The sequence below is a fragment of the Mycobacterium sp. IDUB_24 genome, from assembly GCF_055419385.1.
In genome coordinates this window covers 28379-42604 of the sequence record NZ_JBVAXO010000010.1, presented here as the reverse complement: position 1 = coordinate 42604, position 14226 = coordinate 28379, and the positions used below count along the sequence as shown (strand labels likewise).

Here is a 14226-nt window from a genome sequence, read left to right as displayed (position 1 = left end):
AGCGCTCATCGCATGATGCGGCGCTCGACGTCAGTCGTCGTCGATCGTTGGGTCGATGACTGACGGTTCAACCCCCAGATAGGTGGCCACCTGTGCCACCAGGATTTCATGCAGCAGGTCAGCTAGCTCATCGGATCCTTTGACCCGGCGCTCGATGGGCTTGCGGAACAAGACAATTCGAGCCCGGGTCGCATTTCCTCTGACGTCAACCCCGGCAGGTATCAGCCGCGCCAACGCGATCGGGCCATCGGCGATGACCTCAGGTGGCCATTGCACACTGTCGGGATCTTTCGGCGACATCCGCGGAATCTCATCGACGGCGACATCGAGATCTTTGATCCGTGAAGCCCACCGCCGCTCGATCGGCTCATATGCTTCGAGCACTGTCATGTCGAACCGCTCGGCGCGGCTACGCCAGCCGGGAACCGTGCGCGGAAGCAGCGGTCCGCGCATGTCGCGGCCGCGACGCGATCGCCATGGGTTGCGCTGGGCCACGGCGATGATCGTAACGGTTCGAGATCGGGGACCCGACCACTGCGCGTGTCCGGCACCGCACAGCGATCGTCCAAAGTAATCTCTGTTGCGTGAATGTTCCCCGTCGCTGCTGCCGGCCCGGGTGCCCGCACTATGCCGTGGCGACGTTGACCTTCGTCTACTCCGACTCCACGGCGGTAGTCGGACCCCTGGCCACGGTGTCTGAACCCCATTCCTGGGACCTTTGTGTCGGCCACGCCGGTCGCATCACCGCGCCCAAAGGCTGGGAGTTGGTCCGTCATGCCGGTCCGTTGCCCACCCATCCGGACGAGGACGATCTGGTGGCCCTGGCCGACGCGGTCCGGGAAGGCCAGCCCGGTGCCGTTCCCCGCGGTGGAGTGGTGGCCGGATTCTCCGATCCCGCCACCGGTGTGGGAACCAGCGCGGTGATGGCACCGCAGGCACGTCCCGCCGAGACCAACGGCCGCCGTCGCGGGCACCTGCGGGTGTTGCCGGATCCCACCGATTAAGACCTGATTAGACGACGGCCGGCCCAAGAGTAGTGAACGTGTCGACCCCGCCCGGCGGTTAGGCTGGCGCCAACGATCCCGTTTCACAAGGAGCTATATGTCTAGGCCAGCGGCGGCTGTTCACGATGTCATCAAGGCCTATGACGTCCGTGGTCTGGTCGGTAGCCAAATCGATGAGGCGTTCGTGGCCGACGTCGGCGGTGCGTTCGCTCGTCTGGTCCGCGCCGAAGGCGCCGCACAGGCGGTTATCGGCTATGACATGCGGGAGAGTTCACCGACGCTGGCGGCCGCATTCGCCGATGGTGTGATGGCCCAGGGCTTGGACGTGGTCCGAATCGGGCTGGCCTCTACCGATCAGCTGTACTTCGCCTCGGGTCTGTTGGACTGCCCGGGGGCGATGTTCACGGCCAGTCACAACCCGGCCGCCTACAACGGGATCAAACTGTGCCGCGCCGGGGCCAAGCCGGTGGGCAAGGACACCGGGCTGTCCGTCATCGCCGACGAGGTGATCGCCGGGATACCGGCCCATGACGGCCCGGCGGGCGTGATCTCCGATCGTGACGTGCTCGACGACTACGGCACCTTCCTCCGCTCGCTGGTCGATCTCAGCACGCTTCGTCCGCTGCGTATCTCCGTCGATGCGGGTAACGGCATGGCCGGTCACACCACGCCCGCGGTCCTCGGGCCGATCCCGGGCGCCACCGTTCTCCCGCTGTTCTTCGAACTCGACGGCAGCTTCCCCAATCACGAAGCCAACCCGTTGAATCCGGCCAACCTCGTCGACCTGCAGGCTCACGTACTGGCCAGCGGCGCCGACATCGGCCTGGCGTTCGACGGTGACGCCGACCGCTGCTTCGTGGTCGACGAACTCGGGCGCCCGATCTCGCCGTCGGCGGTAACCGCATTGGTGGCCGCCCGTGAGCTCAAGCGGGAGATCGGCGCCACGGTGATCCACAATCTGATCACCTCGCGCGCGGTTCCCGAGTTGGTGATCGAGCGCGGCGGCACTCCTGTGCGGTCCCGCGTCGGGCATTCCTACATCAAGGGTCTGATGGCCGAGACCGGTGCCATCTTCGGCGGTGAGCACTCGGCGCACTATTACTTCCGCGACTTCTGGGGCGCCGATTCGGGCATGCTCGCGGCGTTGCACGTGCTGGCCGCACTGGGCGAGCAGGACCGCCCGCTCTCGGAGTTCATGGCGGACTATCAGCGGTACGAGGCGTCCGGAGAGATCAACTTCACCGTCAGCGATGCACCCGCGTGTGTGGACGCCGTACTGAAATCGTTCGCCACCTCGATCCAGTCCATCGATCACCTCGACGGCGTCACGGTGGATATCGGCGATGGCAGTTGGTTCAACCTGCGCACGTCGAATACCGAACCGCTGCTGCGGCTGAACGTGGAAGCGCGCACTGCCGAGGACGTCGCCGCGCTCGTCGACAGAGTTTCGGCACAGATCCGTGGGGTGAGCGAGCCGGTGCCGTGAACGCCGTCGACGCCACGGTAGACCTGGACGACGGCGACGGACTTCTCGCCGCTGATCGCAACGGTCTGCTGCGGGCGGCGGCCATGGCGGGTGCCCAGGCGCGGGCCACCGCCGCAGCCCTGGCGGAAGGCTTGCTCGACCCGTTGCATGCCGATCATCCACCGCGCACAGTGATTTGGGTTGCCGGTCGCGGCGCCGCCGAGCATGCGGGTGCAATGTTGGCGGGTGCACTCAGCGCATCGATCGCCGCCCCGATCGTGGTGGCCGCCGAGGCCCCGCCGTGGCTGGGCGCACTCGACGTGGTGATCGTGGCCGGTGACGATCCGGGCGATCCGGCTCTGGTGAACGCGGCGGCAGCCGGCGTGCGCCGCGGTGCCAGGGTGTTGATCGTCGCGCCGCACGAAGGCCCGTTGCGTGATGTGGCGGCTGGGCGCGCGGTGGTACTGGCACCCCGGCTGTGGGTTCCCGACGACTTCGGACTGACCCGATACCTGGCCGCCGGTCTGGCCGCGCTCCAGGTGGTGGATCCCGGTATGCGAGTGGATCTGGCTGCGCTGGCAGACGAACTGGACGCCGAGGCGCTGCGTAACAGCGCAGGGCGAACACTGTTCACCAACCCGGCCAAGACCCTGGCCGAACGGATGTCGGACAGCGCTGTCGTGCTGGCAGGCGACAATCCGGCCACGGTGGCGCTGGCCCGGCACGGGGCGACGGTGATGCTGCGCGTGGCCGGGGAAGTGGTGGCCGCCGCCGGACTGGGTGACGTTCTCGCCGCGATCGGCAGCGGAGCGGTCGGGCTGCCCGGGGCCCGATCGCTGTTCCACGACGAGGAGATCGACGGCCCGCTGCCGCGCCGCATGCGTACGTTCGCCTTGATCACCGACACCGAACGACAACTGGTGGGGGCAAGGGTCAGCGGCTTTGACGACATCGCGGTGATCGGCGCCGAGGACTTGCCGGACCAGGCTGGGACGCCCCTGCCGGTCGGGCGCCCGGAACAACAACTGGCGGTTCTGGCTGTCCGCATGGAGATGACGGCCGTATATTTGAAACTGGTTCGAGGATAAGAAGTGCATCTTCTACGGGGAGCGGTGCGGACCTATGCCTGGGGTTCGCGTACTGCAATCGCTGAGTTCACCGGAAGGCCCAGTCCGACAATCCATCCGGAGGCCGAGTTGTGGCTCGGTGCGCACCCGGGTGACCCGGCCTGGCTGCAGACCGAACACGGTGAAGAGTCGCTGCTGCAAGCGGTCCAGGACGACCCCGAGGGGCAACTGGGCAGCGTGGCGATCGGCAGATTCGGCGATGCGCTGCCCTTCCTCGTCAAGGTTCTGGCCGCCGATGAACCATTGTCGTTGCAGGCCCATCCCAGTGCCGTGCAGGCGAGGGAAGGCTTCGACCGCGAGGACCGGCTCGACATTCCGGTGAATTCCCCCATTCGCAATTATCGGGACCGCAGCCACAAGCCCGAATTGCTGGTGGCGCTAGGGCAATTCGATGCGCTGGCCGGATTCCGCCCGGTGGACCGCACGGTGGAGTTGATGCGGGCGTTGGCCGTTTCGGATCTCGACCCGTTCATCAACCTGCTGTCGGATCAATCCGATGCCGACGGGTTGCGAGCCCTGTTCACCACCTGGATCACCGCGCCCCAGCCCGATCTCGACGTGCTGGTGCCGGCTGTTCTCGACGGGGCGGTCCACTACATCCGTTCCGGGGCAAAGAAATTCGCCGCCGAGGTCAAGACCGTGCTGGAGCTCGGCGAGCGATACCCCGGTGACGCCGGTGTGTTGGCCTCCCTGTTGCTGAACCGCATCAGCCTGCAGCCGGGGGAGGGCATCTACCTTCCCGCGGGAAATCTGCACGCGTATCTGCACGGTGTCGGTGTCGAGGTGATGGCCAACTCCGACAACGTGCTGCGCGGTGGGCTGACCCCGAAGCACGTGGATGTTCCCGAACTCCTACGCGTGCTGGACTTCAGCCCGACTCCTGAAGATCGGCTGCGCCCGGAAACCGTCACGGACGGAACGGAAACCATCTATCGGACGCCCGCGCAGGAATTCGCGGTGTCGGTGCTGACGGTCGACGGCGCACGCATCGGCGACGAGATCGACGTGCACTCCCACCACGATGGTCCGCAGCTGCTGCTGTGCATCGAAGGCGCGGCAGTGATATATGCCGATGACGACAAGCTGACCGTAGAGCGCGGCATGGCGGCCTGGGTGGCAGCCGAGGACGGTCCGATCCGGTTGACCGCCGCCGAGCCGACGAAACTGTTCCGCGTCACCATCGGGATCTGAGCGGCCTCGCCAAGTCCGGCACCGCAATAAATTGACGTTGCCACTCATTTGGTCCCGCGGACGGCGCGTACCCATTACGGTGTCCGTGAAATGAGAAGAATTCTTAGGACCTCGCCAAGGTGCATCGCGCACCTGCCGCGCCCCAAAGGCGCGGGGGCCCAGGCGGTCAGGGGTTGCCGCGCCACTCGCAGCGCCGGCGATCCGCGCCCGTTCACCTGCGGGCGGATGGGCTGCAGCGGCCGGGTTCCGGGCCGTCCGAGTTTGCCCAGCGGCGTACGTCTAACGAACGTGCAACAACTCGTGGCACAATACCGTGGCTGACGGCGTGATTCGGCTCTCAGATTGCTACCCTCTGCAAGGAACCTCACAGCATCAACGGATAGGGACATGACAACGGTCAGCGACTCGGACGACGTAGCAGCAGGGGACCTCTATTTCGACAGGGTGGAGGCCCTCTCTCGTGCGACGGTCCGACGACGCTTCGATCCCAACATTGACATCGACTGGGATGCACCCGACAACGCGTTGGAAGACGACGATCCGCGGTGGCAACTGGACCCGGAGAGCGCTCCGCTCGCGGCGACCGACTGGTACGCCCAACAGCCGTTGCAGCGCCGTATCGACATGGGCCGCTGGGTAACCGCGAACACCCTAAAGGTCACGCTCCAGTTCGAGATGATGCTGATCCGCGGTGTGGTGCATTACGCCGGGAAAATGCCGAACGGTTCGCCGGTATTCCAGTACCTGCTCCACGAACTGATCGACGAATGCAATCACATCCAGATGTTCCAGGAATTCATCAACCGCACCGGCGAGGATGTGCCCGGAATGCGGCGAGGTTCCCGGGTGATCGGGCCGATCCTCGGCTTCATCGGTGGTTACGCCAACTTCATTCTGTTCATCGGGGTGCTCTGCGGTGAACAGCCGCTGCACTTCCAGCAGACTCTGCAGCATCGTGGCGCAGCGCACGTGCCCCCGCTGCTGAACAAGATCACCTATATTCACCTGGCGGAGGAAGCCCGCCACATATCGTTCGCCGACGATCTACTGGCCGAGCGAATGCAAAGCGTCAGCCGGCGGAAGCGGGCGTGGTACGCGATTCTTTTCCCGTTCTTCCTGCGGTGGCTGATCGGGGAGATGGTGGGGCCGCCGCGCACGTTTGCCCGGCAATTCGGCGTTCCGCGACGGGTTTTCAAGGCTGCGTTCTGGCGGAGTGATCAGTCGCGCCAGATGATGGCGGAATCGGCCGCCGACGTTCGGCGAGTAGCCGAGGATCTGGGACTGCGGACGGCATGGTCGCGTTGGATCTGGCGAATGCTGGGTATCGACGGGCGCCTACCGCGGTACCGCGGCGAGCCGGACCGCGGTTCTGCGATCACGCGCGTGATCGGCCTTCACACCGCGCTGACGGCACGCCTCACGGCGGTGGCGATCATGGCGGGCGTTGCCCTGTTGGTGGCGCCGGACGGTCCCAAGATCATCGCGTGCGCCGCCGCCGGGGCGGGTGTATGGGCGGCCTACCACACTCTCCGGGAACGCCGTGGTGGCGTGACGGGGAACCAGGCCTTTGAATGGCCGCGGCTTTTCGTGTGGGTCGTGGTGTGCGTGGCCATGATTCCCGCGGGCGGGCTGATCGGCCTCGCCTTGGTGGTGTTCATGATTCTGGCACTTGCCGAATTCATGCCCACCATGTGACGGGACGTCAAGTCCTCGCACCAATGAGCCACGTCGGCGACGAGCACCGACGTGGCTCAGCGGTTTCAGATGGTGGTAGCCGCCGTCAGGCGGGCTTTTGGAACGTGTACACCCGGTACTGGATGAGGCCCACCTTGGACAGCCACTTCATCCACCGGGTGCCGACGATCATCGTCTGCTGGGCATCCGCCGATCCCTGCTCGCGGAAGAACTTGAGCAGGAAGGGATATGTCGGCAAGGTGTTCTTGCGGATGTTGCGCTTCGCCGCGAGCTGGAGCCCGGCACGCTTGCCCATTGACTTGTAGCCCCGCAGCGGGACGTTTCCGAGCGTTCCGTAGGACTTTGCGATCCGGGGACGGATAGCCATCCAGATCGGGGTCTTGCCGAAGAACATCAGGGTCGGCACGAAGTCGGACACCGCCAGGTAGCCGCCCGGCTTGAGCACCCGCGCTGCCTCCGCGAGGAACTTCTCGCGGGACGGGAAATGGAAGATGCACTCGACAGCCAGGACGCGGTCGAAGGAGTTGTCCTCGAACGGCAGCTGGCAGGCATCGGCCTCGACCCAGCCGATCTTGTTGCCGTTGACGGGCTTGGTCTGGGCCTCGGCCGCCGCGAGCTGGCGCGGGTCGATGTTCAGACCGGTGAGGTCCATGTTGGAGTAGGTGCCGTTGATCTGCTGGATGGTGCCGCCGAACCCGCAGCCGGCGTCCAGCACCTTCTGCCCGTCGGCAACCTCTCCGGCCGCGAACAGCACGTGGTCCATCTGCTCCATGGCAGCGATGTAGTCGGCTCGGGTGCCCTTGGCGTCCTTGGGGTTTTCCCAGTAACCCCAGTGCACCTGGTTTTCCCACAGCTGACCGGTTTCGCCACCAGCCTGCCGTTCGTCTATCAGCAGGTCAAAGTAGGGGAGCTCAGCCATGCGCGGACCGTATCACGATCGGCATCGAGTGTGACGTAGGCCCCACACAGGTGCGACGGGATCGTTCCCGTGGAAACTTTGTGCGTCCTACTCAGTTGGCGGCCACCGTGATGGGAACATTGCGTGACCCCGGCCCGGATGAGAGGCAAACCGATTATGTCTGCCCTTCGGCGAATCAAATCTGTCGAGCAGTCGATTGCCGACACCGATGAGCCGTCGACCCGGCTCCGCAAGGACCTCACGTGGTGGGACCTGACAGTTTTCGGTGTTTCAGTCGTGATCGGCGCAGGTATCTTCACCATCACCGCCTCGACGGCGGGCAACTTGACCGGGCCTGCGATCTCGATTGCCTTCCTCATCGCTGCCGTGGCATGCGGGTTGGCTGCGTTGTGCTACGCCGAGTTCGCCTCCACCGTGCCCGTTGCCGGCAGCGCGTACACCTTCTCCTATGCCACGTTCGGTGAATTCGCAGCGTGGATCATCGGGTGGGACCTGATCCTGGAGTTCGCCGTCGCATCCGCGGTGGTGGCGAAGGGATGGTCGAGCTACCTCGGGACAGTGTTCGGGTTCGGCGGCGGCATAGCGGATTTTGGTGGCCTGGCGGTCGACTGGGGCGCCCTGGTGATCATCGCGCTGGTGACGGTCCTGCTGGTGGTCGGCACGAAGTTGTCGGCGCACTTCAGTCTGGTGATCACGATCATCAAGGTGTCGGTCGTGTTGTTGGTTGTGGTCGTCGGCGCGTTCTACATCAACGTCGCCAACTACACCCCGTTCATCCCCCCGAACGAGGCCGGTGAGGGCGCCAGCGGGGCCGACCAATCATTGTTCTCGTTGTTGACCGGGGCGGCGGGCAGCCACTACGGCTGGTACGGCGTGCTGGCCGGCGCCTCGATCGTGTTCTTCGCGTTCATCGGCTTCGACGTCGTCGCGACCACCGCCGAGGAAACCCGCGATCCGCAGCGCGATGTGCCCCGCGGCATCCTGGCCTCGCTCGGCATCGTCACCGTGCTGTACGTCGCCGTGTCGGTGGTGTTGTCGGGCATGGTGTCCTACACCGTGCTGCGCGATGCACCCGACGGGCACGCCAACCTGGCCACGGCATTCGAGGCCAACGGTGTGCACTGGGCGGCGAAGGTCATCTCCATCGGCGCGCTCGCGGGGCTCACCACGGTGGTGATCGTGTTGATGCTGGGACAGACCCGGGTGCTGTTCGCGATGTCGCGCGATGGTCTGCTGCCGCGTCGGCTGGCCGTCACCGGCAGCCACGGCACACCGGTCCGGATCACCATGATCGTCGGTGTTCTCGTGGCGATCGCTGCCTCGGTGTTCCCGATGGGCCGACTAGAGGAGATGGTCAACATCGGCACGCTTTTCGCCTTCGTGCTGGTTTCGGCCGGGGTGATCGTGCTGCGTCGGACCCGGCCTGACCTACCGCGCGGATTCCGGGTGCCGTGGGTGCCGGTGTTGCCGGTCGCCGCGATCCTGGCGTGCCTGTGGTTGATGCTCAACCTGACCGGGCTGACCTGGATCCGGTTCCTGCTCTGGATGGTGATCGGAGTAGTGGTGTACCTCGCTTACGGCCGTCGGCGTTCCATGCTGGCCAAGCGGGACGCCGCCACCGTCTGAGCATCGCGACGCTGAGGCGGGGGAGCGCCCGCACCACACCAAACTGAACCTGGCACCGACTGTGACCCCGCACACCCATCGATCTTTACAAAACATGGTCAAATGTCTAGACAGCGGACATAGTCCCACTTATAGTCAAGTCATTGCAGTGACAGCTCTCACAAAAGGAGGCGCATCGTGGTGGCGGAACTCTCGAATGGACCGGACGTCGCAGATGTCGGGCAGTGGCGGGACAAAAAACGACATCTGTGGCTCATGGGACTGATCGCCCCGACGGCGATCTTCGTGATGCTGCCGCTGGTCTGGGCGCTCAACCAGCTCGGCTGGCACACCGCCGCTCAGGCACCGTTGTGGATCGGGCCGATCCTGCTCTACGTACTGCTGCCGCTGTTAGACCTGAGGTTCGGGCCGGACGGCCAGAACCCGCCCGACGAGATGATGGAGCAGCTGGAGAACGACAAGTACTACCGGTACTGCACCTACGTCTACATCCCATTCCAGTACGCGAGCGTCATCATGGGCGCGTATCTGTTCACCGCGTCCGACCTCAGCTGGCTCGGGTTCGACGGCGCGTTGAGCTGGCCGGCCAAGATCGGCATCGCCCTGTCGGTGGGTGTGCTCGGAGGCGTGGGCATCAACACCGCCCACGAGATGGGCCACAAACGTGACTCGCTGGAGCGTTGGCTGTCCAAGATCACGCTGGCTCAGACCTGGTACGGCCACTTCTACATCGAGCACAACCGTGGCCACCACGTCCGCGTCGCCACCCCCGAGGATCCCGCGTCGGCCCGCTTCGGCGAAACATTCTGGGAGTTCCTGCCGCGCAGCGTGTTCGGCAGCCTGCGCTCGTCCTGGGAATTGGAGGCCCAGCGGTTGCGCCGGCAGGACAAGTCACCGTGGCACTGGTCCAACGACGTACTCAACGCGTGGGCCATGTCGTTCGTGTTCTTCGGCATCCTGATCGCGGTGTTCGGTCCCGCGCTGATCCCGTTCATCGTCATCCAGGCCATCTATGGCTTCAGCCTGCTGGAATCGGTGAACTATCTCGAGCACTACGGGCTGCTGCGGCAGAAGCTCCCGACCGGTCGGTACGAGCGCTGCGCACCCGTGCACAGCTGGAACTCCGACCACATCGTGACCAACCTGTTCCTGTATCACCTGCAGCGGCACAGCGATCACCACGCCAACCCCACCCGGCGGTACCAGACCCTGCGCAGCATCGACGGCTCGCCCAACCTGCCCAGCGGGTACGCGTCGCTGATCGGGCTCACCTACCTGCCGCCGTTGTGGCGCAAGCTGATGGACCACCGGGTGCTGGAGCACTACGACGGTGACATCACCAAGGTGAACATCCAGCCGCGGCTGCGCGAAAAGGTGCTGGCCCGTTACGGCGCAGGCAGCGAGGGGGCGCAGCAGTGAGCGCCTACCAGTGCCCCGGCTGCGGCTACACCTACGACGAGTCGAAAGGCGCCCCGCGAGAAGGCTTCCCGGCCGGAACTCCGTGGGACCAGGTACCCGACGACTGGTGCTGCCCGGATTGCGCGGTGCGAGAGAAAGTCGATTTCGAGGTGATAGGAGTGAGCAAGTGAGCGACTACAAGCTGTTCATCTGCGTGCAGTGCGGATTCGAGTACGACGAGGCCAAGGGCTGGCCCGAGGACGGCATCGCCCCGGGCACCCGATGGGACGACATCCCGGAGGACTGGAGCTGTCCCGATTGTGGTGCTGCGAAGACCGATTTCGAGATGGTCGAGGTCGCACGGCCTTGACCGCTTCGGGCGACGCGCTCGAAACCCGCCCGGAAAGCGATATTGTCGCCCGTGTGAGTCGGCCGCGAGACAAACAACGCATCCCGTATGCGGAGGCATCCAGGGTGCTGCTGCGCGACTCCATTCTCGACGGCATGCGGGAGCTGCTGTTGACCCGCGACTGGTCGGCCATCACGCTCTCGCACGTGGCCCAGGTCGCCGGGATCAGCCGTCAGACGATCTACAACGAGTTCGGCTCTCGGCAGGGCCTGGCCGAGGGATATGCGATGCGCCTGGCGGATCGCCTCGTCGACGCCGTCGACGAGGCGATCAACAACAACGTCGGCGAAGTACACGCGGCGTTTCTTGAGGGCTTCCGCGCGTTCTTCCTCGAGTCGGCCGCCGACCCTCTGGTGATCTCACTGCTCACCGGGGCCTCCAAGCCCGACCTACTGCAGATCATCACCACCGGCAGCGGGCCGATCATCTCCCGATGCTCGACGCGGCTGACCGGAACCTTTCAGAACAGTTGGATGAAAGCCAGCGATGAGGACGCCGGCGTTCTGGCCCGGGCGATCGTGCGGCTGGCGATGAGTTACGTGTCGATGCCGCCCGAAGCGGACCACGATGTGGCCGGTGACCTGGCCCGACTGATGACGCCATTCGCCGAGCGCTACGGTGTCATAGATACCCCGTAGCTGTCAGAGCGCCGCCGCTGTTGAAAACGCATGAGCGCCTGTCCCGCGAGCCCGCAGGCTAGAGGTATCTGCGTGTGGCGTCGCCGTGTCCGGCGCACCCCTGCGCTTGCAAGCAATCACGACTGAAAGAGGGCTCTACATGACCGAGTTGAAGGCCGACATCCGGGGCGGTATCGACTACAAGGTGGCCGACCTGTCGCTGGCTGAGTTCGGCCGCAAGGAGATCCGCCTGGCTGAGCACGAGATGCCCGGCCTGATGTCCCTGCGCCGCGAATACCACGACGTGCAGCCGCTCAAGGGTGCCCGTATCTCCGGCTCACTGCACATGACCGTGCAGACCGCTGTGCTGATCGAGACCCTCGTGGCACTGGGTGCTGAAGTCCGATGGGCTTCCTGCAACATCTTCTCGACCCAGGACCATGCCGCGGCGGCGACTGTCGTCGGACCGCACGGAACTCCCGAGGAGCCCAAGGGCGTCCCGGTGTTCGCATGGAAGGGCGAGAGCCTGGAGGAGTACTGGTGGGCCGCCGAGCAGATGCTCACCTGGCCGAACGAGCCGGCCAACATGATCCTCGACGACGGCGGTGACGCCACCATGCTCGTGCTGCGCGGCGCGCAGTACGAGAAGGCCGGTGTGGTGCCGCCCGCCGAGGATGACGACCCGGCCGAGTGGAAGGTGTTCCTGGCGCTGGTGAGCAAGCGCTTCGAGACCGACAAGGACAAGTGGACCAAGATCGCCGAGTCGGTCCAAGGTGTCACCGAGGAGACCACCACCGGTGTGTTGCGGCTCTACCAGTTCGCCGCTGCCGGTGAGCTGGCGTTCCCGGCCATCAATGTCAACGACTCGGTGACCAAGAGCAAGTTCGACAACAAGTACGGCACCCGGCACTCGCTGATCGACGGCATCAACCGTGGCACGGACGTGCTTATCGGCGGCAAGAAGGTGCTCATCTGTGGCTACGGCGACGTGGGTAAGGGTTGTGCGGAGTCGCTGGCCGGCCAGGGCGCCCGCGTTCAGGTCACCGAGATCGACCCGATCAACGCGCTGCAGGCCTTGATGGACGGTTTCGACGTGGTGACCGTCGAGGAGGCGATCGGCAACGCCGACATCGTCGTCACCGCGACCGGCAACTTGGACATCATCAAGCTCGAGCACATGAAGGCGATGAAGGACCAGGCGATTCTGGGCAACATCGGCCACTTCGACAACGAGATCGACATGGCCGCCCTGGAGCGCTCGGGCGCCACCCGGATCAACATCAAGCCGCAGGTCGACGAGTGGACGTTCGGTGACTCGGGCAAGTCGATCATCGTGCTGAGTGAAGGTCGGCTGCTGAACCTCGGAAACGCCACGGGCCACCCGTCATTCGTGATGAGCAACAGCTTCTCCAACCAGGTGATCGCCCAGATCGAGCTGTGGACCAAGAACGACGAGTACGACAACGAGGTCTACCGCCTGGCCAAGCACCTCGATGAGAAGGTGGCCCGCATCCACGTCGAGGCACTCGGTGGTCAGCTGACCAAGCTCACCAAGGAGCAGGCCGAGTACATCAACGTCGACGTCGAAGGTCCGTACAAGCCGGAGCACTACCGCTACTGAGTTACCCGAGGTAGCTTCTTCTGCGCGAGCAGTCGCGAAACCCCCATTTCCCTGTGGATTTGGGGGTTTTTGCGTCTTTTCGGCACTTCCGCGCCGACGTAAGCGGACCGCCGGGCCCGTTGCCGGGAGCGTCGGGTGACCTGATCAAGTCCGAGCCGTCACGCCTCGTGCTGGAACCGTCGACCGGTTCAACGGATTACCGACACCCCCGATTGCGGGAAGTTCTAGCGCATCGCGATCGGTAAGCGAGAAAGGTTGTCGGACCCCCGAATTAATCTGTATTCATGGTGTCGATAAAGGACATGTACCAATTTGCACGCGACGACTCATCGTTCTTGATGGGCGTGGCAAGTTCATATTTGCTGGCATGGGTGGTCTTCGCTAACCAGGACTCTGCGGTACACAAGGGGCCGATCGACTGGATGCTGAGTTATCTGACCCAAGTGGGCATCTCGATCCCCGGCTGGATCCAGAAAGTACTTTTGTCGCCGCGGCCGGATATATGGTTGATGATGCTATTCGCATCTCTCGCGCTTGCCTACTGCATCCATCTGCTCCCGCTTGTGCTTATTGCGTGTATACAGTGGCACGGACTGGGGGCGACTTCGTTGGGATATTTGTTGGCGCTTGCAGTACTGAGTCTGTTGACTGGTCTGATCGCAAGCATGGCAAGCGATTCGCTGGGCCCAAGATATGCGGTCCAGGCGAAGGTCCTGTTTCCGGGTATGGCCGTGCCAATGTATCCGGTTTTCGTGATACTGGGCATGTTCGAGAAATTCACGCAGCCTGCCGATGGAGCACCTACCCTCCCGGCAGACCTGGACCTCCTGGAGCGCAAGACGATTCAAGACCTCACAGGTGCCGAACTGGTCCGCGCAATGAGGGTGGCGAGCGATTCCCGTTATGCGATCCCGCCAATCAGGAGAAAGCCCGTCACACTTATGTCGTCGTGAGGTGTCGTGAGGTGTGTTGCGCTTCCAGCGGTGAGTAGTTGCGTCGCTCTCCCGCCTGCGGCCCATCTTCCATGCCGACCTGAAACCGGACATCGCATCCGACGACATCGAGGAATGCTCGCTCGGTGGCCTGAATCTCATTGTGCAGGAACGGGGATTCACGCCGGGCTACGTGCCGCCGGAGCAACGGGCGGGGCGTCA

Annotated in this window: 14 protein-coding genes; 12 read left to right on the top strand and 2 right to left on the bottom strand. The window is 64.4% G+C overall.

Annotated features, from left to right (window positions below):
• Window positions 1-30: 30 nt before the first annotated feature.
• Window positions 31-453, bottom strand: a complete 423-nt coding sequence (locus tag ACZYZF_RS28445; RefSeq protein ID WP_463745274.1) for a metallopeptidase family protein — start codon at window positions 451-453, stop codon at window positions 31-33.
• 131 nt (window positions 454-584) lie between these two features.
• Between ACZYZF_RS28445 and ACZYZF_RS28440 the strand changes: the two genes are divergently transcribed.
• The 5 genes from ACZYZF_RS28440 to ACZYZF_RS28420 all read left to right on the top strand — a co-directional run bounded on the left by ACZYZF_RS28440 (window position 585) and on the right by ACZYZF_RS28420 (window position 6482).
• Window positions 585-1004, top strand: a complete 420-nt coding sequence (locus ACZYZF_RS28440; RefSeq protein ID WP_463744639.1) for a DUF3499 domain-containing protein — start codon at window positions 585-587, stop codon at window positions 1002-1004.
• A 97-nt stretch (window positions 1005-1101) separates the two neighbouring features.
• Window positions 1102-2490, top strand: a complete 1389-nt coding sequence (locus ACZYZF_RS28435; RefSeq protein ID WP_463744638.1) for a phosphomannomutase/phosphoglucomutase — start codon at window positions 1102-1104, stop codon at window positions 2488-2490.
• Window positions 2487-3557 (top strand): TobH protein, encoded by a 1071-nt coding sequence (locus ACZYZF_RS28430; RefSeq protein ID WP_463837469.1) that lies wholly within the window; start codon window positions 2487-2489, stop codon window positions 3555-3557. Before ACZYZF_RS28435 ends, ACZYZF_RS28430 begins: the two co-directional genes overlap by 4 nt.
• 3 nt (window positions 3558-3560) lie before the next feature.
• Window positions 3561-4787 carry a mannose-6-phosphate isomerase, class I gene (gene manA, locus ACZYZF_RS28425; protein ID WP_463744636.1) on the top strand — a complete coding sequence of 409 codons (1227 nt, stop codon included), beginning with the start codon at window positions 3561-3563 and terminating at the stop codon, window positions 4785-4787.
• Between the two features lie 387 nt (window positions 4788-5174).
• Window positions 5175-6482: an AurF N-oxygenase family protein gene (locus ACZYZF_RS28420; protein WP_463744635.1), complete on the top strand. Its 1308-nt coding sequence runs from the start codon at window positions 5175-5177 to the stop codon at window positions 6480-6482.
• An 85-nt stretch (window positions 6483-6567) separates the two neighbouring features.
• Here the strand turns inward: ACZYZF_RS28420 and ACZYZF_RS28415 are convergent, their stop codons facing one another.
• Window positions 6568-7401 (bottom strand): class I SAM-dependent methyltransferase, encoded by an 834-nt coding sequence (locus ACZYZF_RS28415; RefSeq protein WP_463744634.1) that lies wholly within the window; start codon window positions 7399-7401, stop codon window positions 6568-6570.
• A 156-nt stretch (window positions 7402-7557) separates the two neighbouring features.
• Between ACZYZF_RS28415 and ACZYZF_RS28410 the strand changes: the two genes are divergently transcribed.
• From ACZYZF_RS28410 to ACZYZF_RS28380, 7 genes are all read left to right on the top strand, one after another.
• The gene (locus ACZYZF_RS28410) at window positions 7558-9027 is read left to right on the top strand and encodes an amino acid permease (RefSeq protein ID WP_463744633.1); all 1470 of its coding nucleotides are present in this window, start codon (window positions 7558-7560) and stop codon (window positions 9025-9027) included.
• A 255-nt stretch (window positions 9028-9282) separates the two neighbouring features.
• Entirely contained in the window at window positions 9283-10446 is a 1164-nt protein-coding gene (locus tag ACZYZF_RS28405) for an alkane 1-monooxygenase (RefSeq protein WP_463745273.1), read from the top strand.
• Window positions 10443-10616, top strand: coding sequence for a rubredoxin (locus ACZYZF_RS28400; RefSeq protein WP_463744632.1), 174 nt, complete (start codon window positions 10443-10445; stop codon window positions 10614-10616). The genes ACZYZF_RS28405 and ACZYZF_RS28400 overlap by 4 nt, the downstream gene beginning before the upstream one ends.
• Window positions 10613-10795 carry a rubredoxin gene (locus tag ACZYZF_RS28395; protein ID WP_463837468.1) on the top strand — a complete coding sequence of 61 codons (183 nt, stop codon included), beginning with the start codon at window positions 10613-10615 and terminating at the stop codon, window positions 10793-10795. Before ACZYZF_RS28400 ends, ACZYZF_RS28395 begins: the two co-directional genes overlap by 4 nt.
• A gap of 53 nt (window positions 10796-10848) precedes the next feature.
• Entirely contained in the window at window positions 10849-11472 is a 624-nt protein-coding gene (gene alkX, locus ACZYZF_RS28390; protein WP_463744630.1) for a TetR family transcriptional regulator AlkX, read from the top strand.
• 139 nt (window positions 11473-11611) lie between these two features.
• Window positions 11612-13072 carry an adenosylhomocysteinase gene (gene ahcY, locus ACZYZF_RS28385; protein WP_463744629.1) on the top strand — a complete coding sequence of 487 codons (1461 nt, stop codon included), beginning with the start codon at window positions 11612-11614 and terminating at the stop codon, window positions 13070-13072.
• A gap of 284 nt (window positions 13073-13356) precedes the next feature.
• Window positions 13357-14025 (top strand): hypothetical protein, encoded by a 669-nt coding sequence (locus ACZYZF_RS28380; RefSeq protein ID WP_463744628.1) that lies wholly within the window; start codon window positions 13357-13359, stop codon window positions 14023-14025.
• Window positions 14026-14226 lie beyond the last annotated feature (201 nt).

Excerpts from the sequence above, each read along its gene's own strand:
- ACZYZF_RS28405 (WP_463745273.1), top strand. The coding sequence starts at position 9,283 with ATGGGACTGATCGCCCCGACGGCGATCTTCGTGATGCTGCCGCTGGTC.
- ahcY (WP_463744629.1), top strand. The coding sequence starts at position 11,612 with ATGACCGAGTTGAAGGCCGACATCCGGGGCGGTATCGACTACAAGGTG.
- ACZYZF_RS28420 (WP_463744635.1), top strand. The coding sequence starts at position 5,175 with ATGACAACGGTCAGCGACTCGGACGACGTAGCAGCAGGGGACCTCTAT.
- ACZYZF_RS28445 (WP_463745274.1), bottom strand. The coding sequence starts at position 453 with ATGCGCGGACCGCTGCTTCCGCGCACGGTTCCCGGCTGGCGTAGCCGC.
- ACZYZF_RS28380 (WP_463744628.1), top strand. The coding sequence starts at position 13,357 with ATGGTGTCGATAAAGGACATGTACCAATTTGCACGCGACGACTCATCG.
- ACZYZF_RS28410 (WP_463744633.1), top strand. The coding sequence starts at position 7,558 with ATGTCTGCCCTTCGGCGAATCAAATCTGTCGAGCAGTCGATTGCCGAC.
- ACZYZF_RS28435 (WP_463744638.1), top strand. The coding sequence starts at position 1,102 with ATGTCTAGGCCAGCGGCGGCTGTTCACGATGTCATCAAGGCCTATGAC.
- ACZYZF_RS28415 (WP_463744634.1), bottom strand. The coding sequence starts at position 7,401 with ATGGCTGAGCTCCCCTACTTTGACCTGCTGATAGACGAACGGCAGGCT.